This is a genomic window from Pandoraea sp. NPDC090278 (assembly GCF_044772185.1).
Taxonomy (GTDB): domain Bacteria; phylum Pseudomonadota; class Gammaproteobacteria; order Burkholderiales; family Burkholderiaceae; genus Pandoraea.
On record NZ_JBIVYJ010000001.1, the window covers coordinates 1431391 to 1453830 of the forward strand.

Genomic DNA, 22440 nt, shown 5'->3' on the forward strand with positions numbered 1-22440 from the left:
ACGCACCTTTCGCTGGCGCGCTAGTGCGACATCGATGCGCCGGGCGGCATCGCCCCTGTCTGCGGCGTATCGGTATCGGCACCGGTACCCAGCACCACCCCGCGCCGCTCGCGTCCGAAGTAGATCATGACGGCGATCACCACCGCCACCGTCCCGGCCACAAGCGCCATCGCCAAACCGAAGTTGCCGTCGTGCGCCTTCGCGATGGTCGTCTGCAAATTCCCGTTGACCGACGCAAACAGATTGCCCAACTGGTAGACGAGCCCCGGGAACGTGGCGCGAATCTCATCGGGTGACAGCTCGTTTAGGTGCGCAGGAATCACGCCCCACGCCCCTTGCACCGAAATCTGCATCAGGAACGCGCCGACCGTCAGCAGTACCGCGCCGCTGGAAAACGCCCACAACGGCAGCACCGGTAGCGCGATCAGCGCCGCAATGATGATGGCGCGACGGCGTCCGATCTTCTCCGAAATCGCACCGAAGAACAGCCCGCCGATAATCGCACCGATGTTGTACGTGATGGCGATCCAGCTCACGGTGTGGGTATCGAACTTGTGCTGCACTTGCAGGAAGGTCGGATACAGATCCTGCGTGCCGTGCGAGAAGAAGTTGAAGGCCGTCATCAGCACGATGGCGTACAACGCCAGTTTCCAGTCGCGCGACAGCACCTGCACGAAGTTGGCGCGTGGCGCGGCACTGGTCGCTTCGCCCTTGCGCCAAGCGGGCGACTCGGGCACGTGCCGTCGGATGTAGAGCACGAGCAACGCCGGGAGTACGCCGACGAAGAACATGCCACGCCAGCCGATGCTGTCGTAAAAGAGTCCGTAGACGACCGACGCCAGCAGGTACCCGCTCGGATATCCCGCCTGCAACAGGCCGGAGACGATGCCGCGCGAGTGCGTCGGCACACTCTCCATCGTAAGCGCCGCACCCACACCCCATTCGCCACCCATCGCGATACCGAAGAGCGCGCGCAGGATCAGGAGGACGGTAAGACTCGGGGCGAAACCGGAGGCCAGCTCAAGCAAGGCGTACAGCAGCACGCTTGCCATCATGGCCGGGCGGCGTCCGAATTTGTCGCCCAGTCGACCGAAGACGAACGCGCCGACCGGACGCATCGCCAGCGTAAGCAACAGCGCGAACGCCACGCTGCCCAACTCGGTATTGAACTCCTTTGCGATGTCCTTGAGCACGAACACCATCAGGAAGAAATCGAACGCGTCGAGCGTCCACCCAAGATAGCTTGCCGTTACCACATGCTTCTGTTCTTTAGTCCAGGCCATGGTGTCCCTCCATCGGCGGCAATGTTGCGCGACGAAATCACTCTACGCCTGAAAACCGACCATCAGGCAAGCGCGTCCAAAACCGGCCCGTAGCCCGCATGGATGCTCGAACACCGCGAAACGACGAGGGCTCCGACGGGGGTTTTGCCTGACCAAACCCGTGTGCCAGGCGAGCGAGACGGGCGACGTTTGCGCGACGTCCGACCGCCGCGCGACCCGCTGCCCTACGTGCCCGAATGCGCCAGATCGAGCGACGCAAGCGCCATCTGACGGTATCCGAGACGCTTTGATGACGCCAATGCATTACACTGGCGGCCAAATTCATTCGCTTTGTTCAAGCTTCCTACGTCTCCAATTCCATGTCCGAAGCCACCTCCACCACCGTCATTCTCGGCGCCGGTCAAGCCGGCGGCGAAACCGCCCTCGCGCTGCGTCAACTCGGCTACACCGGCCGCATCGTGCTTGCTGGCAGCGAAACCCATCTGCCGTATCGCCGCCCGCCCCTCTCGAAAGCGTTCCTCGCCGGTCAGGCCGACGAAGCCAGTTTGCTGATCCGCCCGGCCGACGCCTATGAGAAAGCCGAGATCGACGTACGCCTCGGCGTGACGGCCACGGCCATCGACCGCACAGCGCGCACCGTCTCGTTCGACGACGGCCAGACGCTCGGTTACGACAACCTCGTGCTCGCGCTCGGCGGCCGTGTGCGTCCCCTGCCGATTCCCGGCGGCGATGCATCCAACGTCTACTACCTGCGCAACATCGCCGACGCACAGCGCCTGCGTGAAGCGCTCGCACCGGGCAAGCGTGTCGTGGTCGTCGGTGGCGGTTACATCGGTCTGGAAGTGGCGGCGAGCGCCGTCAAGGCAGGCGCTTCAGTGACGGTGCTCGAAGCCGCGCCGCGTCTGCTCGCCCGCGTGGCCGAAGCGGATCTCGCAGGCTTCTTCGCAACGCTGCACCGCGAGAACGGTGTGGACGTGCAAGTGGGCGTGGGCGTCACCGCCCTCGAACAGGATGCCGCAGGCAATGTGGTGGCCGTGGTGGCCGGGGAGAAGCGTCTGGAAGCGGACGTGGTCGTCGTCGGTATCGGCCTGATCCCGAACGCCGAACTCGCGCAAACCGCCGGTCTGGCCGTCGACAACGGCATCGTCGTGGACGAATTTGCCCGCACCAGCGATCCGGCGATTCTTGCCGTGGGCGATTGCGCGCATCACGAACACCCGGCACTCGGCCGTCGCATCCGTTTGGAGTCGGTGCCGAGCGCTAGCGAAATGGCGAAGGTAGCCGCAAGCGTGGTGCATGGCGACGCACCGAAGGCCGTCGCGACCGCCCCGTGGTTCTGGTCGGATCAGTTCAACGCGAAGTTGCAGATGGTCGGTATGACCGATGGTCACGACGCCGTGATCGAACGCCGTCTGCCCGATGCACAGGGCGCTGCCGTCTTCATGCTGTTCTATCTGCGCGATGGCGCAATCGTGGCCGCTGCGAGCATCAACCGCGCGCAGGAATTCATGACGGCGCGCGAACTTGTCGGCCGCCGTGCGGTGGTCGATCCGGCGCGTCTGGCCGATGCCGCCACGCCGCTCAAGACGCTCTTGGCCGAACTCGGCTGATCGCGACCGCCTGCGCGCCGTCGACCTTACTTGGCGGACGGCGCGTGAGCGGGCAACAGCAGTACCGGACGGCCCGCATGACGGGCCGTATCTTCTGCCACGCTGCCTAGCGTGAAGCGCCGGAATCCACGTCGGCCGTGCGTGCCCAGCACGATCAGGTCGACGTCGGCATCGCGGCCCGCAGCAATGATCTGATCCGCCACGCCCTCACCCACCGGCTGAATCTCCCGCATCTCGATTTCACCGGGCACTTCCGCCTCTTTCAAGCGCTTCTGCGCCCAGCTTCGCACCTGTTCGGCGACGGCGCGCACAGCGTCGAGCAACGGCTCCGGATCGAAACCTGCGAGGAACGGTCCCGGTAAGTCGAGCACGTGCACCACCCGCAGCGACGCGCCATGCGTGCGCGCCAGTGCCAACGCATATTCGAAGGCGAGCCGCGACGTCTCGCTGTTGTCCAGCGCGACGAGAATACGTTCGTAATGGCCGCCCGCGCGCAACCGCTGATGCGGCCGTGCTTCGCCCGCCACCAGCATCACCGGCACTTCCGCGCTGCGCAGGATCTGCTCCGCAACGCTGCCGAGCATCGCGCGGCGAACGCCACTGCGACCGTGTGTCCCGACGACGATGATGTCCGCAGCCCACTCGATGGCTTCACGCGTCATCGCTTCAGGCACCGTTTCGCCCGTGGTGCGCAAGTCGAGCAGATGCGCCTGCGCGTCGAAGCCTTCTTCGCGCAAGTACAGCACCGCCCGTGCGAGATGCTCTTCGCCTTCGCGCTGCATATCGCGGCGCACCTGTTCGAGATCGATGAGTTTGCCGAAGGCGGCCGTCAGCAAATTGACGGGGTCTTCCACGGTGTGAATGACGCGGATCGCGTCACCGTGACGCGCAAAGGCAGCGGCCTCGCGCAATGCGCGGCGTGACGACTCGCTACCGTCGGTCGCCAGCAGAATGCGTTTTGTCATGAGCAGCCTCGCGTTGAGAGTCGAAGGAATGCCATGCGCGTGTCCGGCCATCCCGATGTTTCATCTGACGAACCTTGCACGACGTTTCCACTATACCGCTCGATAGGGCGCGAAGGCCACCCTCCGCGCGTCTTATCCGACCGAAATGGGCGTCGGACTTCGCTTCCTTTGACGCAACGCAAAAACGCCACAGGCCCGGCATAGCGGGCCTGTGGCGTCAGCGTGAGACGAAGCTTGCGGCGACCGCTCAGCGTGCCGCGTCGCCCCAGCGATAGGCGTGCGATGCGTCGTCGAGCTTTGCCTTGAGTTCTGGCGGCAGCGTGTAGTCGATGGTGCCCAGCGTCTCGGTCAGTTGCTCGACACGGCTTGCGCCAATGATGGCCGAGGTCACGGTCGGGTTCGCCAGCACCCACGCGAGCGACAGACGCGTGAGCGACTCGCCTGCATCGTTCGCAATGCCCTTGAGCGCTTCGATGGTCTCGAATTCGCGCTCATGCCAGTAGCGTTGCTGGTACATCGCCCCCGCCTTGCCCACCGTGGCCGACGTGAAGCGGCCTTCGGTCGGCGCAGCGTCGTGGCGGTACTTGCCGGTCAGCAGACCGCCCGCGAGCGGGTTGTAGGGGATGACGGCCAGCCCTTCTTCGCTTGCCAGCGGCAGCAGTTCGCGTTCGATCTGACGGAACAGCAGGTTGTAGCGCGGCTGGACGGACACGAAACGCGCGACACGCAGCACGTCGGCACGGCCCAGCGCGCGTGCCAGACGATACGCGAGGTAGTTCGACACGCCGACGTAACGGGCCCTGCCCGACTTCACGATAGTGTCGAGCGCTTCGAGCGTCTCGTCGATGGGCGTGTCGGTGTCGTCCGAATGGAGTTGATACAGGTCGACATAATCGGTGCCGATGCGGTTAAGCGACGCGTCGATGGCGCTCAACAAGTGCTTGCGCGACGCGCCCTTGTCCCACGGCGACGGCCCCATCTGTCCGCAGGCCTTCGTCGCCACGATGAACTGATCGCGACGGCCCTTGAGCCAGCGGCCCACCACTTCTTCAGTGCGGCCGACGAGCGAATTGTCGGCCCCCAGCGGATAGACGTCGGCGAGATCGATGAAGTTGACGCCAGCCTCAGCGGTGCGGTCGAGAATGGCGTGGCTGGCGGCTTCTTCGGTTTGCAGACCGAACGTCATGGTGCCCAGGCACAGGCGGGAAACAGTCAGGCCGGTGCGGCCGAATTTCGTGTATTGCACGGTAACTCCCGGAGGCAAGTACTGGTGAATAGCGATGCCCGGCGTCGCGGACAAGGTGCACAGTATGCGCGATTCCGGGAAAACGCGTGCGCCGCCCAACGCTGTGGCGACGCACGCGCCTCAAAGGCTATTCCAGCGACTTCAGATCGAGCCAGACGCCATCCGCGCCGCGGATCATCATCTTGCCGCCGTACTTCATGACGGTCGTCTGCTCGTTGGCCGACACGAAGGCCGTCTGCGGCAGATCGTTGGCGTACTGCGCCAGATCCGGCGTGCCCGCGAACGGGTTGTTGGCGATCAGATGCGAGATGAGCGTCATCATCGCCAGATAGCTCGTGGGTGTGGAGATCGTCACCGGCGTGCCGTGTGAGGCGGCGGCCCCGTCGCCGAAGCCGACGAGCTTCACGGCCACCGGCACGTGCGTAATCTCAGGCAGCGGGATCTCGCGCATGCCGGAGATCTGCAACTTGCTGCCGCGTATTGCCGCACCGTGCTCAGGCACGAAGACGACGACCGCCTTGCGTCCCGACTTCGCGATGGTGTCGATGAACTGACCGAAGTCGTCGAACATCGTCTTCGCGCGCAACGGATAGCTCTGCACGCTGCTGAGCTTCGAGCCTTCGAGACGGTTGCCGTCGTGCAGCGAGATCGTGTTGTAGTAAAGCGCCACGCGCTTGTCCGGCATGGCCGTGCGCTGCTTCCACCACGATTGCAGCACGTCGCCGTCCGAGCGGATCGGCGTCTCGTCGAACGCGCGCATCGCCACACGCGTGTGCGTATTGTCGAAGGGTGTGACGCCCTGCACGTTGAAGTTCTGCTGCACTTCCTGCATGAAGTTGTCGAAGTGACCATCGTGGTTCATCGCAAGCGTCGGCGTGAAACCGAGGTTCTTCAGATCGCTCATGATGTAACACTGCGGTCCGGCCGGGTCGTACAGCGCCTTGTGCTCCGGCTGTCCGCAACCGGCGCGCAGCACGCGAATCGCCGCCGGGCCGCTATAGCTGGCGGCCGAGTTGAAGTTCTTGAAGACGAAGTCGAAACGCGAGAGCAGCGGCAGGTTGTCGAGGTTGTCGACGTCGAGATCGTCCTGCGCGAGCGAACAGATGTGCAGGAAGATGATGTCGTAGTCCGGACCTGCCCCCGCCTGCGCGGGCAACGAGACGGAGCGCGTCAGCTCGCGCGAATAGAAGCTGTTCAGCGCCGCGTTCGGGTTCGCGCCCAGCGGCACGTCGCCGTCGCCCGTCAGGAACTCGCTGCTGCCGCTCGCCGCACCTGCTGCGGGTGCTCCCGTCGCGGCACCGGACGCCAACGCCGTGGTATCGCCCTGCGCGGCCACGACCGGCGAGACGGAGACGAGCGTGCCGACACGCAACACGCCCGGCACGATCAGCAAGGCCAGCAGGACGAACGTCGTCACGCGCACCCAGCGGTTCACGATCCAGTAAGCCAGCACCATGATGGCGAGCAACAACCAGTCGCGCGCCGAAACGAAGCGGCCGAGCAGTTCGATGATGTAAGAGAAACGGAACTGCATCAGCGCGGGCAACTGTTCGATGAAGCGTCCGAACGGCGGCAAATTCGAGTCGTAGTAAAGCAGCGCCGCGCCGACAGGGATGGCGATGACCTGTCGCGCAATGCTTGCCCAGCGCGGGCGCAACCGCACCACGAGGAACAGCGCGAAGACGAAGTTCGGCAGCACGTGAAAGCCGAGGATGCCCGCCCACAGCAGCAACAGCTTCAGAATGAAATAGAGGTTCCAGATGCCCATCGTATGGTTTCCTTGGTCTCACGCACGCGTATCGGGTGAATCGCGCCACGCCTGCCGTGCCCCACGCAAACTATTCTGCCAGCGCGTTACCAGCTTGCTCAGGAGGTAATTGGCCAGCACCTGATACCCTCGCAACCCCATCGCCAGCATCTCGAACAACGCCTTGATCGGTTCGTCGCGCGTGCGCTCGGCATCCCAGTCGCGCCACGCGTCGGCACGTCCGAACGTGAATTGCACGAGATGTTTGTCCTGCTCGGCGGTGAGCGGCATGAACGCGAGGAAGAGCTGGTTGCCGCGCGCACCGACGACACTCACCGGGAAGCCGTACTCGGTCGCGCCCCGTGCAAGCGCCACGTGCGCTTCAGTGCCCACAGCCGGATCGACCACGACCGGCAGCACCAGTGCCAGCCCGCCGCCCGAGAAGTCGCGGGTGTGACAGGCCACGGTGCGGCCGTCCGGCAGATAAAGCGTAGCGGGCATGCGCATCGACACCCGGTGCGTGCGTCGCACCTGCTTCACTTCGGTCGCCACGGCCACCGCCGCCCCCAGCACGGCGAGGTTGAACATCACCCAGAGCAGGTTGAACACCAACGCGCCCGACTCGTGTGCGGGACCGTAGAAGTAGCGCAGAATGCCCGCGAGAAAGCCCGCGACGTTAAAGCCGAGCAGCACCAAATACGGCTTCGAGATGCTCCAGTCGAAGAAGCTCTGTTCGATCAGCCCGCCCTTCGCGGTCACGTTGAATTTGCCGTAGCGCGGGTTGATGAAGGCGACCGTCGTCGGCAGCGCGACGTACCAGGCCAGCACCGCTTCGTAGACATCCGACCAGAACGAGTGCCGGTACTTGCCCTGAATGCGCGAGTTGGCGATGTTCGCGTGCGCGATGTGCGGCAGCACGTAAGCGCAGATGCTCAACGCCGCGGCCTGCACGATATGCAGCCCGAAGAACAGATAGCAGATCGGTGCGAGCAGGAAGATGATGCGCGGAATGCCGTAGAAGAAGTGCAGCATGCCGTTCGCGTAGCAGATGCGCTGACCGATCTTCAGGCCTCGGCCGAACAGCGGATTGTCGACGCGGAAGATCTGCGCCATGCCGCGCGCCCAACGAATGCGTTGCCCGACGTGCCCCGACAGCGATTCCGTCGCCAGACCTGCGGCCTGCACGACCTTGAGGTACACCGTGTTCCAGCCGCGACGGTGCATCTTGAGCGCCGTATGCGCGTCTTCCGTCACCGTCTCGACCGCCACGCCTCCGACCTCGTCGAGCGCCGTGCGGCGCAGCACCGCGCAGGAACCGCAGAAGAACGAAGCGTTCCAGAAGTCGTTGCCGTCCTGCACGATCCCGTAGAACAGACGCCCTTCGTTCGGCACCGCACCACGTGTGGCGAGGTTGCGCTCGAACGGGTCGTCGGAGAAGAAGTGGTGAGGCGTCTGCACGAGCGAGCAACGTTCGTCCTTAAGGAACGACCCCATCGTCGTTTGCAGGAACGAGCGCACGGGAATGTGATCGCAGTCGAAGATCGCGATGAACTCGCCCTGCGTCTTGCCGAGCGCATGGTTGATGTTGCCCGCTTTCGCGTGACGATTGTCGGGGCGCGTCACGTAATGCACCCCGGCTTGCGCCGCGAACTCGCGCATCTCCTCGCGACGTCCGTCGTCGAGCAGATAGATGTTGAGCTTCTCGGGCGGCCAGTCGATGCCGCACGCGGCATACACGGTCGGGCGCACCACATCCAACCCCTCGTTGTACGTCGGGATGTAGACGTCGACGGTCGGCCATTCGCGCGTGTCCGGCGGCAACGGCGTAATGCGGCGATGCAGCGGCCAGATCGTCTGGATGTAGCCGAACAGCAGAATCATCCACGTGTACATCTCGGCTGCGACGAGCGTGTAGCCGACGGTCGCTTCCGCCACGGTATCGAACGCGAGCGACTGCGTGAGACGCCACCACACGTAACGCACCGTCGACGTGAGCGACAGGCCGATCAGCACCAGCACCGAGTACTGGCTGTCGAGCCGCCGGAACACCAGCGCCAGCGTGAGCGTGCAGATCGAGAACAGCAACTGCGAGAACGGATCGAACGGCGTGGTGACGATCCAGAACACGCCGAACAGCCCCAGCAAGGCGACGACGGTCGACGTCACGCGCCATTGCATGACCTTTTCCAGCTTCCGGTCGAACTTATGCGCGAGTTCGGCGGGCGTATCGGGTGGAATGCCGAAGAGCGACTGCACGAGCCACAGACGCAGCCGTTCGTTGCCCCGTCGAAACGCGAGCCATGCCGTATAGGGGGGAAACGCCGGACGCCGGTCGGCGCGACGCCACAGCATTGCACCCACGATCTGCCAGAAGCCCGCATCGGCGGGGACATCTAACCGTTGCGTCAAACGTTCGTTGAACCACGCGAAGGCCCGGCCCGGGTAGTCGGGACGACCGGAGCGCGCCGGTTGAAACACTGCGCGCAGCCACCAGTCGCGCCATTCGTCCAGTTGCCGGACGTCGAGCCGCACCGCCAGACGCGCCACGACATGGTCCGACATCTGCGAGATCCACAACCGGTGCTGCGGCGAGCGTACCGTCGCGGCCAGCACCCACTGCATGACGCCCGGCGGACGCCCGTCCGGGCGATGCGGCACAACCAGACGCACCGCGAGGATGTCGCGTCCGAGCCGGTAGAGGGAGCGCAGCGCGTCGCTGATCATCGGCGAGTGCCTCCCTTGGCGGTGCCCTCACTCCCATCCCCCACCGCCGTCGCGCGCTGCAACCACGCTTCGAGATGGATGAAGTCGAGCGCGGCCTGCGAGCCGTTGCCCGCTTTGGCCAGCGTCACGCCGTTCGCCGCCGCCATGCCGACGGCAATGTCGCGATGGATGCGCACCGGGACGACCGCGTCGCCACCGCGTCCCTGAATCAAATTCAGCAAATCGTTGTTGAGCGATGAATTGGCAGCCGCCACGTTCGGCACGATCTGCACGCGACCGTCGCATGCGTTCATCAAATCCGGTTGCGTGACGTAACCGGCCGTCGTCACGGGCACCACACCCAGCACCAGATCGGCCGCCGCCACGGCGGCGAGTGCGATGGCATCGGGCAGACGCTGCGTGTCGATCAGAACCCGCGCGCCTTCAGGCAAGCCGACGGCCGTCAACTGGCGACGCAATCCGCCCGCATCGCCCTGCAACCACTGCGCCATCGCAGACAGATCGGCGACGCTCGTGCGTCCCGCAGGCAGCAACGGCACCCCAGCGGGCGTGTCGCGCAACACCGCGCGCCAGCCGTCCGGTGCCACGCCGGACGACAGCACCCCCGTCTCGCATGTCTCACGCAGTCCGAGCAGCGCACCGATGGCGTTCTGTGCATCGAGTTCCAGTACGGCGACCGGCTGTCCGGCGTGGGCGAGCTGCGCAGCGAGATGGGCCGTCACGGTGCTTCGCCCCGCGCCACCCGCAGTGGAAACGATAGCGATGAGCGTCAGCATGCGCCCTCCCCGGTCGGGATCTCAGACCGAACAACGTCGTTCGTCATCAGGACTTCGGTATCGACGCGAGCGCTCATGTGTCAGTAACTCCAGATCGGGCGGACCGGCGACGGCGGCATCGGCACGTCGCCACGGCGGGCGTCGAAGTGATAGCGCATGTAGACGAGGAAGCGATTCGGCGCGTAGTAGTCGGAACGCTCGAACTGCACCTGTCCACCGATCACCCAATGGCGGTTGACCCAGTACTCGGCGCGCCCCGTCACGGAGAAGCCCACGCCGAAGCCGCCGCCAGAGCCGTAAGTCAGATCGCCGCTTGCGGCCTGCAACGCGCCATTCGTCGGGAAGTACGGCATGGCCTTTTCCTGACTCTGCGAGAACGACACCGAGCCGCGCAGGTAATACGACCAGCGTTGCGTGCGGCCATACCATTCGAGCGGCAGCGTGAGCGACACATAGGTTTGCGGGCTGTAGTAACCGCCGTGCCCGTAGGTGTAATAGCGTTCGTTCTGCGCGAAGCTGTCGAAGAACAGCGTGAGGCCGGTATTCAGGCGCATATCGCGCTTGTAAATCAACGGCAGGTCGACACCGGCACGGGCCGACACTTCCGAGTTGTTCAGCACGTTCTCGCCCGTGAGACGCGCCACGCTCGCCTCGCCGAAGATGCCCCACTTCAGGAAGTCGCGCGACGCGTGGAACGTGATCGCATCGCGACGCACGCCGCCCCACTTGCCGTCGCCGAACACTTCGGGCAGCGGCAGATACGCCCCGGCGTAGGACACCATGCTGCCGGTCATCGGCCGACGTGATGCGTCGACCCAGTAGTTGTAGCGCCCGAGATTGCCGAACAGTCGCACGCCGCCCGTCACATAGGAAATCGGGAAGCCGACCGGCGTGTGGCCGATATCGGCGCGAATCCAGTCGTTCTCGTAGCCGAGCATGAGCGCCTGCCCGTGCGCCTTCTGACGCTTCGTGCCGTAGTCGCTCAGCACGCCGGGATTCGCCGCCCGGAACGACGGCACGTTCAGGAACGGCAGCGTGCCGAACTCCGAGGTGCCATTGAGCGGCAAGTCACCCGAATCGGCGCTGACGTAATCCGTCTGCGCGAAGACGTGGCCGTCGTAGCCCACGGCGTACTGACCATAGAGCGGGACGGCACGGGCATTGAACATCGAGATACCGCCGTCGCCCTTCTTCTGGTCGATTTCGTACCCGGCCGCGACGTAGCTGTTGCGACGCGACTCCAGCGAATCGATGGCCGACTGGGCCGACGTCATGCCGTCGTAACCCGGCAGTGCGCCCTGCACGATCTCCTCCTTGCGCGCCTGGTCGTACCATCCCTTCGCTTCGTTGTAGTGACGCTGCGACTGTGCGATGCGCCCGCGCTGCACGGTGACAGCCGAGGTGTCGGGGAACTGCGTGCGCAGCCGGTCGTTGAGCGCGATGGCTTCGTCGTAGCGCTCCATCGCGGTCAGACGCCGCACGGCGGCGAGTTGCGTCCAGACGTCGTCCGGCGACGCTTCGGCGAGCGCACGGTCGAGTTCGCGGTTGGCAGCCGCGTCGTCCTGCTGCTCGTAGAGCACGCGAACGAGCGACAGACGAGCATCCTGATTCGTCGGATCCTGGCGGATCTGGTCTTCGGCAATCTTGCGGGCGTCGTCGAAGCGGCGTTCGTCGAAATAGATGTCGCCCAGCGTCGACAGCGCACGCTTGTCCGGCGGTTGACGCGAGAGCAGCGGCTCGAGCTTTTTTTGCGCCGTGTCGAAGTCGCCCAACGCGCGGGCGCGGTCCGCCTGACGCAGTGCCAGCCGGTCCTGAAGATCCTGCCATTCGTCGCGCTGGTCGGCACCGAGCGTGGACGGGTCCATGCTCGCCAGGAAGGTGCCCAGCTCCTCGTCGCGCTCAGCGGTGCTGAGCAACTCGGCGTAGCGCAGTTGCGCGTCGGGCTGTGGCTTGTCGGCGTGCGCCGCGAGCCAGTTGCGCATGAGCGCCAGCCCCTGATCGGGCTGCCCCGCCGATACGCGTGCCCGCGCAACCTCACCGATCAGCTCCGGATCGTCGCCTGCCATCGTGAGGGCTTCGCCATAGCGGCGCTCACTCTCGTCCTCGTTGCCCGCCGCGTGGGCCTCGCGCGCCAGACGGGCCGTGTCGCGAATCGCCAGCGTCGTCTGCATGCGTTTGATCGACGGTGTGACGTTCGCCGCCGGAATCTGCGCGAGCGATTCGCGGGCACCGGCTTCGTCGTCGATCACGTTGAGATAGATCGCCTGTGCGTAAAGCATCTGCGCACGGTCATCGGCCTCCAGCGGCTGACGCATGCCTTCGGCCATGACTTCGCGCCCGATCTGCGGCAGACGAAGTTTGCGATAGAGGCTGGCGAGCGAGTAGCGCGTCCACGCGTTGCCCGGATCGAGCGCGACGGCGCGCTCCAGCGCGGCAAGCGCAGGGCCGTTGTGCCCTTCGGCCATGGCACGATCGGCGTCGTCGGACAGCGCCGCCGCCTCGGCCTTGTCGAAGCGCGCCTTGTCCTGCGGGAAACGACGTCGCAGATCGCCCAGCAGGCTCGCCAGTTCCGCACGGCGTTGCTGACGCGAGTACAGCGTGATCATGCCGCGCAGCGCCGTGTCGTTGTCCGGCTCGATCTTCAGCGCCTGCTGGAAGAGACGCTCGGCGTCCTTGTCGCGCTTGTCGTCGAGCGCGATGTCGCCAAGCAGCGCCAGCCCGTCGGGGTTGTTCGGATCGCTGGCGAGCGCGCCGCGCACAAGGCGGTCCGCTTCGTCCAGACGTCCGGCATCGCGGGCGTCGCGCGCCTGCGACATCGCGCCCCAGAACTGCGACGTCTTCAGCAGGCCGCGCCATTTGCCCGCGTTATCCGGATCCTTACGCAAGGCCTGCGCGAACAGTTCCTGCGCGCCTTTGTGATCGCCCTGACGCATCTTCACCAGACCCAGCGAGCCGAGCAGTTCGCCATCGTTGGGTCGCTTGACGCGCGCAGCATCGAGCGACTTCTCGGCGTCGTTAAGACGCCCCTGATCCAGCGCCTTGATGCCCGCCTGACGCGACTTGTACGCAGGGTCGTTCAGCATGCGTGTGCGGGCGGCCTGCTGGGCGTTCAGCTTGTCGTAGCCCGCGCGGATGTCGGCGTCGTTCGGCGCGAGTGCAAGGTAGCGTTGATAGAGCGGCAGCCATGCAAGATTGCCGTCTGCCTTGGAGAGCCCCTTTTGCCAGAGCGGCAGCAAGGCGTTCAGATCGGCATTCGGACGCGCCGCCAGATCCGCGACCATCCGCGTGCCCGCTAGACGGCTCGACGGCCGGTCGATCATCAGCTCGGCCAACGACTGCGACGCGCGCGAATCCTCGGGCGACGCCTTCGACAAGTTCGCCAGCCCCTGCTGCGCCGCAGGCCAGCCGTTTGTGGCGTTGGCCTGCGCCCGGTAGTACTCGACACCGAGATCCCCCGTGGGCGGACCGTCGGGAAACAGCGCCTTGTATTCGGCGAAGGCGGCATCGGCCTGACCACTGCGTTGCAGCAGCCGTGCGCGAGCGATGCGCGATTTGTCGACGGTGTTGATGCGAATCACGTCGGCCAGCGCCTTGGTCGCCGGTGCGTTCGGATAGCGGGCACGCAGCGTTTGCAGTGCCTTGTTCGCCTCCGCAGGCTTGTTCTCTTCGATATCGACCTGTCCGAGCAACGACAGGACGTCCGGCTGCTCCGGCTGCACGAGCAACGCCTTTTCCAGCGCGGCACGCGCAAGATCGTTGCGATGACGCGAATGCCACAGCGTCGCGCTCGAGAGCAGGTTGCTCACGTCGCGATTCGCCGCAACGGCGGGCTTGGCCGTGCTGTTCGCAGGCGCGGGCGCAGCGCGCACGTGCCCACCGCCTGCGGCCATCAGCAGGCACGTCATGCAAGCGGAGCGGATCAGCGTGTCGCGCAAACCGCCTCCCAGGGCACCTGCAACGTGCCGTCAGCCGCAAAACGGAAACGCGCTTCGTGCCATCCCAGTCCGAACAGCGAGAGCACGGAACTGTAGTAGCCGGGAGGCGACTGAGCGTCGAGCGAACGGGCGCGGTCAGCCTGTGCGCGTGCGAGCGCCGTGTCGCCAACGGATTGCAGCAGCGGTACGAGCGCCGCCGAGAAGCCTGACCCGCCGTCCTGCTTCGCCGTGCCGTCGCGCGTGTTCACCCGCTCGGGCGGCGCGCCATGCGCAGCCACGTACTTCAACATGCCGGGGAACGTGTGCATCAGTGCCCTGAAATCGTCGCTGCCCGAGGCCAGCATGCCCGCCCATAGGTACACACGAATGGCGTTGTAGCTCCCCTCACCCTGCGTCTCAGGGTCGATGTCGAAACCGCGTCCCGCGCGGTACATCGCCCACTCGGGTGCGAAGCCCAGCGGCGGTGCGGTCAACGTAATCAGCTTGAGCGAGGACGCAATCAGTTGCCCCCAGCCGCTCTCGGGAAAGAGCCCCGCCAGACGCCGCACGACTTGCATCGGCACATAGCTGGGATTAAGACGCCAGAGATCCTTGGCCGGATGGAAGCCCACCGGCGCGGGCAGCAGCGTGCGTCCGAGTCCGGGGATGAAGTCGGCTTCTTCCGACGCGATACGACGCGCGACGAGCGCACCGAGCGCCGTATAGCGACGCACGTTCCAGAGTCGTCCCGCCTCGCCCAGCGCGTAGGCGATCCACATGTCGGCGTCGCTGGCCGGATTGCTGTCGAGCACACCCCACTGACCGTCGTCCTTCTTGCCCCACAGCCAGGCGGGCAGATGCGCGGTGAGGTCGCCCTGGGCGAGATTGTCGACCGTCCAGTCGAGCACCTTGTCGAAGGTAGTCCGGTCGTTGGCGATGACAGCGAACGTCAAGGCGTACGCCTGGCCCTCGGAGACGGTGCGCTGATCGTCCATGCTGTGATCGACCACGCGGCCGTCGTCGCTCAGAAAGCCCGCCTTGAAGCGCGTCCACGCGGGCCAGTCGACCGGCGGGCAGGCTTTACCACCGGCCGCAGACGTCGCACCCGGCGCAGACGCCCCCGACGGCTTCGCAGCCGCAGCGGGCGCAGCATGCGCGGCGGGCGTCAGACCGGCGAGCGCTGGCCCCGCACCACAGGCGACCAGCGCCCGCAGCACGGCCCGACGGCGCCGTCTGTCAGCATCGGCGCGTGTCATTTACTTCTCCAGTCGACGTGCGGCGCGACGCTGCAACCAGCCGAAACACTTGAGCGCTATCGCGAACGCCGCCAGCAGCGCGGCGAGGCCGACCAGAATCGGATGACTCGAGAGGTGGTAACGAATGCGCGTCCACCAGCTCACATCGCCCACGAAGTACGTTTTCCCCAATCGGTACGACGCCGTGCTGGCACCGTTGACGACCGCCAGATCGCCGTGGATCGCATTGCCCTGCGTGTCGATGGCGTCGACTACGCTCAGCAATCCGTCGTCGCTCGACGCGTTGATCGCCACCACCGAGCGCGAACTGCTCACCGGCGATTCGAAGCCGACCAGCGCCGCCAGCGGGCCTTGCGAGACCGCGTCCATGCGCTGCGGCCCGATGCGGCTGGCCGCGAGCGCAGAGCCGGTCGCACCGTCGCCACGGTAGCCCTGAGGTTCAGCTTGCATGACGCGACGCGTCTGATCGATGACGAGCGGCAGGTTCTTGCCCCACTTGGTCAGCAGATCGGCGGCATCTTTCCCGCCGACGACCAGCAGGTCGCGATCCTTGAAGCGATCCGTCTGCGTGGTGTCGAGCACTTCGAAGCGATCGGCATACACGCCGGTGGAGCGGCCGAACTGGCCGAGCGCCGAGAACACCGTTTCCAGCTCCGCCTTGTCAGGCGTCTTCGACATGACGACCGCCGTCTGCGCAAGGTCGGCGTATTTGGTGAACGGGAAGCCACTGCCCGCGAAGAAGCTCAGATTCGGCATCTCGGCGTAATGCGGCAGTCCGCTGAAGTCGATGGTCGAATCGGCGTCGATGGCCGAGCGCGCCGCATTGGTGATGGTCTGGCTGCACATGCCTTCCTTGTGCGGCTCCATCGCGAACTGGAACGATAGCGAGTTGCGTGACGCCACCTGGAACGCCGGAATGCGCACTTCCTTGCGGTCGGCCATCGTGCCGTCGGACAGCAGCTCGACAAGCATATGACTCTTGTCGCTGCTCGCACCCGCCGAGCGCAGGCGATACGCGCGCACGAACTGGTCGTTGATCGACACGCTCATCGACGAGTCGTCCGGTTTGACCGGCGGCGTGTAGCGATACTTCAGATCCATCGGAACACCGGTGTTTTGCCACGTCAGCAAATCGGCCGGGAGATTGAGCTGGATGCGGATCGGCCACGGCATATAGCCATTCGCCTGCAAATCGCTCGGGTTATCGACCAGTTCGCCCAGTTTCACCGGACGGTCGGTGCGCACCCAACGCGGTGCGTCGTAAGCCGGACGCGGCGGCAACTGCTTGAGCTCGGCGATGCGGGTCGCGTCGCCCGAGAGCGCCGCCCGGCCCGACACCAGCGCCAGCGCGGCCGTCTCCAGATCCTTGGCGTCGCGCCCCTGAATCACCAGCAGCTTGAGCGACGGGTCGTTCGGGTTCGAGACCATGCGCAGCGTCGGCGCATCGACCTTGGGCAGATCGAGGCCGGGCAGCATCGTGTCGTTCGTCACGAACGCAATGGCATGCTTGGACGGAAACGCATTCACGCTGACCGGGAAGCGCGTGCGACGGTAGTCGCCAATCGCACCGGCCCATGTCGCCACCACACCGGCGGCGTGGACCACCGCCAGCGACGGCGGCGCACCGAACACGAACGGTACGGCCTGATCGCGGTTGTCGTGACGGTCGAAGAACGGGGCGGGCAGCGTCGAGAGATCGTTGCGCAGCGTGAGCGGCTGCGTGCTCGTGACGATCTCGCTCTGCGGGCTGATATCGGCCCACAGACTCGAATGCATCTGATCTTCGCACTCCATCGTGTAATGCCCGATGAGCACGAGGCGCACACGGTTGAAGCCCGAGAGCATGCGCGCGTCGAGCGGAATGTCGCGCACGAGATTCTTGCCGCCGTCCTGCTTGTTGAACGGCAACGTCGCGATCAGCTCTTCGTTCAGATAAACCTTGAGCTGCGAGAGATCGGGAATCAGTGCGGGGGAATAGGCGTAGCGCAACCGGAGCAAGGCCGATGCGACCGATTGATCGAGTCGGATTCCGAAGTTGACGTCGCCCGACCCTTCGGTGCCGCGCAGACGCAGCCCGTTCGTCTGCCCCAGTTGGGCGAACGTGACGGTGCGCTGGCTGGTGCCGGGCACAGGCGCGATGACCGGCGCCGTTGCGCCTGACGCATCCGCTGCTGCGCTCGCCCCAGAGGCGACTTCCGGTGTGGCTGTGGCACCGGCCGGTGCCGGGGCTTTGCCTGTTCGGCCTCCGGTGGGCGCTGCTCCCGCAAGCATGACACCACCCGGGTCCATCGCTGCGGCGACCAGCAGGCAGATGGCTGAGACCTTCGTGTAACGCGACCAAGACGCTCGAAGCTGCATGTGTGATGCCTCGTCTGTTCTTGCGCTGCATGTTCGCCACATCCACACGAACGCGCCCCATTGACCCGACGTCACATCACGTCGTCAGGCAATCCGAAGATTACCCAGGCCCGGCGGGACAGCGCAGTTCATGTGTCTGGAAATGGCACGTTGCGCCATGCTAGCTTGCCTCGGTGCGAGTGAGCAAGCAGACGTTAGCCGCCGAGTGTCGTGCGGCGGGTACATCGGTCGACCGGTAGGCATGGGAATTGCCCTCTGCACGATGCACCGTATAGAATGCCCGGCATGAGCCAGACCGAACTCTCCTCCTCCGCTGCCGGGCCGTCCGACGCGCGCATGGTCGAACATGCGGCTGGGTCTGCTGCCGTCCCTGTTGCCGACCCTGCCGTCGATCCGGTGGATGAACACGCCGCCGAGCACGCAGCCGATGCGATGATCGAGCGTCGCTATCCGTCGGATATCGACCGCCTGCGCGAAGTCGTCGGCACCGACGTGCTGCCCCGCTACCGCGACGAGCAGGCGATCGCCGCGAGCGCGCAGGCCAGCGAGCGCTGGCCGCATCTGGTGGCCGTCGCGGACGCCCGTGCAGGTGCAGCGTCGGTCTCGCCACTCTCTCAATCTTCGAAACATCCGGCCGGGACGCGCTGACCCGGCATGCGAGACGCTTCCATCGTCGCCGCGTTCGATTTCGACGGGACTATCTCTACCACCGACAGCCTGCGCGTATTCGTGCGCCGCACCGTCGGCACACCACGCTTTGTGGCGGGCGCGTTGCTCGCGTCTCCCTGGCTGATCGGGGCCGCCCTGAAGTTCATCGACCGGGGCATGGCCAAAGCAGCGTTCCTGCGCGCGGTCTTCGCAGGCCGCTCCCGCGCGCAACTCGAAGCCGACGCGCAAGACTTCATCGCCCATCAGTTGCCCGGCCTGCTCCGTCCCGAGATGCTCGCACGCGTACGTCAGCACCGGGCGCTGGGTCACCGTATCGTGCTCGTGAGCGCGTCGCCGGGCTTGTATCTGCGGCCCTGGGCGGCAAGCGTTGGTTTCGAGACGGTGCTCAGTACAGAGCTGGCTTTTGATGCGCAGGACCGCTTCGCCGGGACCTTCGCCCAGCCGAACTGCTGGGGCCCAGAAAAGGTGAGACGCCTCGAAGCGTGGTGGGGCGATACGCCGCCGCGTGTGCTCTTCGCTTATGGCGACAGCCGTGGCGACAAGGAAATGGCCGAGCGTGCCGATCACGCATGGATCCGGGGTCAGGGCAAGCTGATGCCGCTGACGGACGCCGACGCGCCTGCGCGCGCCTCGTGAGTCCGGGAGCGCTTCCCTCGCGATGACGCCCACACCCCCGACACCTGAATTGCCCCCGCCGGGACGGCGCGTCGCATGGATGTCGCGTATCGCACGTCTGGAGCCGGTGGCGTTCTCGCGCTGGGACGCCGTACACGCCGCCCTGTCCGTCGCCGTACCCACGGCCATCGGTGCATCCATCGGCTATGGCGCCGACGCCTCGCTCATCGCCCTCGGCGCACTGCCCGCCATCACGGGTGACCGCACCGGCCCCTATCGCTCGCGCGCCCGCTCCATCCTGATCACCATCGTGACCGGCGTGCTCGGCTTTCACGCCGGGATGCTGATCCACACCGTGGGTGAGACCCATCCGTGGCTGGCCCACGTGCTGCTGCAAATCGCCATCCTGCTCTTCAGCTTCATCGGCACGTTCGGCAACGTGGCGTCCGCAGCGACGTTGCAGGGCGCGGTCTATCTGATCGTCGGCTGGGGCCTCGCGCTGCCCCCGCCCGAATGGCGCGCGCCGTTGCTGCTCGCCGCCGGTGGCATCTTCAGCATGTTGCTCATGGCCGTGCATTGGTTAAGGCACCCCGGTGCGGCTGAGCGCGACGCCGTCGCCGCTATCTACCAACAGTTGGCGAACGTGCTCGACGCGAGCGGCACACCGCGCGTAAGACTCGCCCGGCGCTCGCTCGAAAACGCCATTGCCGCCGCTTACGACACGTTGCTCACCGCTCGGGCGAGCACGTCGAGCGGCTGGGAAGTGCTGGAGCGCCGCGCCGCGCAGATCCTTGCCGCCGAGCCGATTACGTCGGCCGTTATCGGGCTCGTGCAGAGCGGCCAGCCGGTGCCCGCGCCACTGGGCAAAGCGCTTTACGGTGTAGCACGCAACATTGCGCGCGACCGGCCAGCGGCACTCGACACCGCTGTCGCAGCAGCCAAGGAGAACGACGCACCGACGCTGGCTGCCGCCCTGCATCGCGCCGAGCCGCTGCTCACGGGTGTTGTGCATGCGTCCGAAGCCCCGCTCGTGGCGCTGGCCCGTCATCAGGCGCGTGCCGCCGTGCATCCGCGATGGATGCCGAAGTGGCCGTGGCCGGACGTCTGGCGTTACCTCGTGCGCATTGGCCTATGCGTGCTCGTCGCACAGATCTTCATCGCCGTGACGGCGCTCCCGCGCTCCTACTGGGTACCGCTGATCGTCGTGGTGATCTTCAAGCCGAACTACGGCTCGGTGTTTGCGCGCGCGCTGCAAAGCGGTGTGGGCAGTATCGTCGGCGTGGCGGTGTCGGCTGCGGTCGTCGCCATCGACCGCAACGGCTGGTTCAATCTCGTCACGCTGATACCGCTGGCGGCCTGCCTGCCGTGGGCGTTGCGCCGCAACTACGGACTGTTCAGCGCATTGCTCCTGCCGATCCTGATGCTGGTGATGGGGGCGTTGCAGCCGGGCAGTCAGGACATCGCGCTGGCGCGCTTCATCGATGCTGTCGCGGCCTGCGCCATCGTGCTGCTCGTCGGCTATCTGCCGTGGGCGAAGTGGGAGCGCCGTCAACTGGACGAAAGGGTTGCCAACGCGCTCGATGCGCTTGGCCGTTACGCAGCACTGGCGGACACCCATGACGCGGACGCGGCGTTTGCGGCGCGCCGCGCAGCTTACAAGGCACTGGACGACACACGCGTCGCCTTGCAGCGCGCACTCTCCGAACCGCCGCTGGTAAGTCGACGCGCCGCGCGCTGGTGGCCCGCGCTGGTGTCGCTGGAGCGGGTGGCGAATGCGATCACCGACACCGTCCCGCATGGGGACGATCACGATGCACCGGTGCATCCCGGCGCGGCGATTCTCACGCACATGGCCGCCGCGTTGCGTCACGGCGGCCCCGTGCCCGTGCTGCCCGACGGGCCCATCGACGGCGTCGATCCGATCCTCGACCGCGTGTTGCGCGAAGCCATCGGCATGCTCTTCAGCGCACCGGGCGCATCCGACTGAAAACCGGCTTTCGGCCCGGACACGTGCCAACGCAGGCATAATGCGGGCTTACGGCGCACCCACGGTGCGCCGCCACGCCTTTCAGAAGACCTCGCATGAACAATACCCCGACGCTAGACTGGACCGAAGACGGTCGCCCCGTCACCGCCCGCTGGCGCTCAGAAGCTGGCGTTACGCCGCCGCGTCGCGTCGAAGTCGTCGACGACACCGTCACCGCCGATGAAGCCTATCAACTCGCCTGTGGCGGCACTGCCCTGCTCTATCGCGGCGATTACCAGAACGCACGCCAACTGATGCAGGCAATGGCGCGTCGCGTCGACCGTCCGCCGCATCGCCCGCGCCGCAAACCGGCCGCTAAGGATGCCCCGGCGCCGAGCCCCGCCGACGCTTTCCACAAGCACCGCATGGCACAGGCGCAACGCGCGCGCATTCTCGGCATGGTGCTGATCCCGCTGGACGCCGATTACGGCATTCCGCTGCGTCGCGCACCGGAGGTTCGTGAAGCGTGCACCGAAGCGTGGGGCGCACCGGACGCTAACCCCTCGGTCGCCTCGCTGCGTGAAATTCTCGGCCTGATCGGTGCGCACGAGTGGCGCAAGAAGGGTGTCGCGATTCCGGCGCTGGGTGCTTCCATCCACCCGTGGTACGGCGTGTTCTCGCCCGTGCGCGGCGAATATCTCCAACTGATCGATCAGGCACCGCTGCCTGCCACGTCGCTTGCTTTCGACGTCGGTACGGGTACGGGCGTGATTGCGGCACTGCTGGCGCGTCGTGGCGTTGCGCAAGTCATCGGCACCGATCGCGATGCGCGTGCACTGGCCTGTGCGCGGGAGAACGTGACGCGTCTTGGCTACGACCGCTCGGTGAAGATCGTCGACGCCGACCTGTTCCCGGAAGGCAAGGCACCGCTGATCGTTTGTAATCCGCCGTGGTTGCCCGCGAAGGCCAACGCGCCTATCGAGCACGCCATCTACGACCCGGACAGTCAGATGCTCAAGGGCTTCTTGAACGGGCTCGCTGCGCATCTGAGCCCGGGCGGCGAAGGCTGGCTGGTGATGTCCGATCTCGCCGAGCATCTGGGCTTGCGCACGCGTGAGACGCTGCTGTCGTGGATTCACGGTGCAGGACTCGTGGTGCTGGCGCGTCACGACGTGCGGGCAAATCACCCGAAAGCGGCCGACGCCAATGATCCGTTGCACGCGGCCCGTCGCGCCGAAGTGACGTCGCTGTGGCGTCTGGGTGTGCGTCCCGCCTAAGCTCGGGGACGGCCGAGTAGTATTTGATTCAGGA

14 protein-coding genes are annotated in these 22440 nt (G+C 65.8%); 5 read left to right on the forward strand and 9 right to left on the reverse strand.

The features are described from left to right. Positions 1-20: 20 nt before the first annotated feature. Entirely contained in the window at positions 21-1283 is a 1263-nt protein-coding gene (locus ACIQWO_RS06170; protein ID WP_402820614.1) for an MFS transporter, read from the reverse strand. 359 nt (positions 1284-1642) lie between these two features. Here ACIQWO_RS06170 and ACIQWO_RS06175 point away from each other — a divergent pair, with 359 nt between their 5' ends. Further along, complete coding sequence (locus ACIQWO_RS06175; protein ID WP_402820617.1) at positions 1643-2893, forward strand: NAD(P)/FAD-dependent oxidoreductase; 1251 nt, start codon at positions 1643-1645, stop codon at positions 2891-2893. 26 nt (positions 2894-2919) lie between these two features. Here the strand turns inward: ACIQWO_RS06175 and ACIQWO_RS06180 are convergent, their stop codons facing one another. The 8 genes from ACIQWO_RS06180 to bcsB all read right to left on the reverse strand — a co-directional run bounded on the left by ACIQWO_RS06180 (position 2920) and on the right by bcsB (position 17879). Continuing rightward, entirely contained in the window at positions 2920-3858 is a 939-nt protein-coding gene (locus tag ACIQWO_RS06180) for a universal stress protein (protein WP_402820620.1), read from the reverse strand. A gap of 247 nt (positions 3859-4105) precedes the next feature. Next, positions 4106-5104, reverse strand: a complete 999-nt coding sequence (locus ACIQWO_RS06185; protein WP_402820623.1) for an aldo/keto reductase — start codon at positions 5102-5104, stop codon at positions 4106-4108. Between the two features lie 127 nt (positions 5105-5231). Beyond that, positions 5232-6872, reverse strand: a complete 1641-nt coding sequence (gene bcsG / locus ACIQWO_RS06190; RefSeq protein ID WP_402820626.1) for a cellulose biosynthesis protein BcsG — start codon at positions 6870-6872, stop codon at positions 5232-5234. Positions 6873-6890: 18 nt separating this feature from the next. After that, on the reverse strand, positions 6891-9575 hold the full coding sequence (gene bcsA, locus ACIQWO_RS06195) for a UDP-forming cellulose synthase catalytic subunit (protein WP_402820629.1): 2685 nt from the start codon (positions 9573-9575) through the stop codon (positions 6891-6893). Beyond that, a complete protein-coding gene (locus tag ACIQWO_RS06200) occupies positions 9572-10351 on the reverse strand; it encodes a cellulose synthase operon protein YhjQ/BcsQ (protein ID WP_402820632.1) in 780 nt (259 codons plus the stop codon). The genes bcsA and ACIQWO_RS06200 overlap by 4 nt, the downstream gene beginning before the upstream one ends. A gap of 80 nt (positions 10352-10431) precedes the next feature. Beyond that, positions 10432-14286 (reverse strand): cellulose synthase subunit BcsC-related outer membrane protein, encoded by a 3855-nt coding sequence (locus ACIQWO_RS06205; protein WP_402820634.1) that lies wholly within the window; start codon positions 14284-14286, stop codon positions 10432-10434. Next, positions 14271-15521: a cellulose synthase complex periplasmic endoglucanase BcsZ gene (bcsZ, locus tag ACIQWO_RS06210; RefSeq protein WP_402820637.1), complete on the reverse strand. Its 1251-nt coding sequence runs from the start codon at positions 15519-15521 to the stop codon at positions 14271-14273. Before bcsZ ends, ACIQWO_RS06205 begins: the two co-directional genes overlap by 16 nt. Beyond that, entirely contained in the window at positions 15522-17879 is a 2358-nt protein-coding gene (gene bcsB / locus ACIQWO_RS06215; protein WP_402820640.1) for a cellulose biosynthesis cyclic di-GMP-binding regulatory protein BcsB, read from the reverse strand. It lies immediately after the preceding gene. 285 nt (positions 17880-18164) lie between these two features. Between bcsB and ACIQWO_RS06220 the strand changes: the two genes are divergently transcribed. The 4 genes from ACIQWO_RS06220 to ACIQWO_RS06235 all read left to right on the forward strand — a co-directional run bounded on the left by ACIQWO_RS06220 (position 18165) and on the right by ACIQWO_RS06235 (position 22406). Next, positions 18165-18527, forward strand: coding sequence for a hypothetical protein (locus ACIQWO_RS06220; RefSeq protein ID WP_402820643.1), 363 nt, complete (start codon positions 18165-18167; stop codon positions 18525-18527). 6 nt (positions 18528-18533) lie between these two features. Next, entirely contained in the window at positions 18534-19184 is a 651-nt protein-coding gene (locus ACIQWO_RS06225) for an HAD-IB family hydrolase (protein ID WP_402820646.1), read from the forward strand. Between the two features lie 22 nt (positions 19185-19206). Continuing rightward, positions 19207-21150, forward strand: a complete 1944-nt coding sequence (locus ACIQWO_RS06230; RefSeq protein WP_402820648.1) for an FUSC family protein — start codon at positions 19207-19209, stop codon at positions 21148-21150. A gap of 95 nt (positions 21151-21245) precedes the next feature. Then, positions 21246-22406, forward strand: coding sequence for a methyltransferase (locus tag ACIQWO_RS06235; protein ID WP_402820651.1), 1161 nt, complete (start codon positions 21246-21248; stop codon positions 22404-22406). Positions 22407-22440: the final 34 nt, after the last annotated feature.

Bases quoted from the DNA above. Each gene is read 5' to 3' on its own strand.
- ACIQWO_RS06170 (WP_402820614.1), bottom strand. From the start codon at position 1,283: ATGGCCTGGACTAAAGAACAGAAGCATGTGGTAACGGCAAGCTATCTT.
- ACIQWO_RS06175 (WP_402820617.1), top strand. From the start codon at position 1,643: ATGTCCGAAGCCACCTCCACCACCGTCATTCTCGGCGCCGGTCAAGCC.
- ACIQWO_RS06180 (WP_402820620.1), bottom strand. From the start codon at position 3,858: ATGACAAAACGCATTCTGCTGGCGACCGACGGTAGCGAGTCGTCACGC.
- bcsG (WP_402820626.1), bottom strand. From the start codon at position 6,872: ATGGGCATCTGGAACCTCTATTTCATTCTGAAGCTGTTGCTGCTGTGG.
- bcsA (WP_402820629.1), bottom strand. From the start codon at position 9,575: ATGATCAGCGACGCGCTGCGCTCCCTCTACCGGCTCGGACGCGACATC.
- ACIQWO_RS06200 (WP_402820632.1), bottom strand. From the start codon at position 10,351: ATGCTGACGCTCATCGCTATCGTTTCCACTGCGGGTGGCGCGGGGCGA.
- bcsZ (WP_402820637.1), bottom strand. From the start codon at position 15,521: ATGACACGCGCCGATGCTGACAGACGGCGCCGTCGGGCCGTGCTGCGG.
- bcsB (WP_402820640.1), bottom strand. From the start codon at position 17,879: ATGCAGCTTCGAGCGTCTTGGTCGCGTTACACGAAGGTCTCAGCCATC.
- ACIQWO_RS06220 (WP_402820643.1), top strand. From the start codon at position 18,165: ATGAGCCAGACCGAACTCTCCTCCTCCGCTGCCGGGCCGTCCGACGCG.
- ACIQWO_RS06225 (WP_402820646.1), top strand. From the start codon at position 18,534: ATGCGAGACGCTTCCATCGTCGCCGCGTTCGATTTCGACGGGACTATC.
- ACIQWO_RS06230 (WP_402820648.1), top strand. From the start codon at position 19,207: ATGACGCCCACACCCCCGACACCTGAATTGCCCCCGCCGGGACGGCGC.
- ACIQWO_RS06235 (WP_402820651.1), top strand. From the start codon at position 21,246: ATGAACAATACCCCGACGCTAGACTGGACCGAAGACGGTCGCCCCGTC.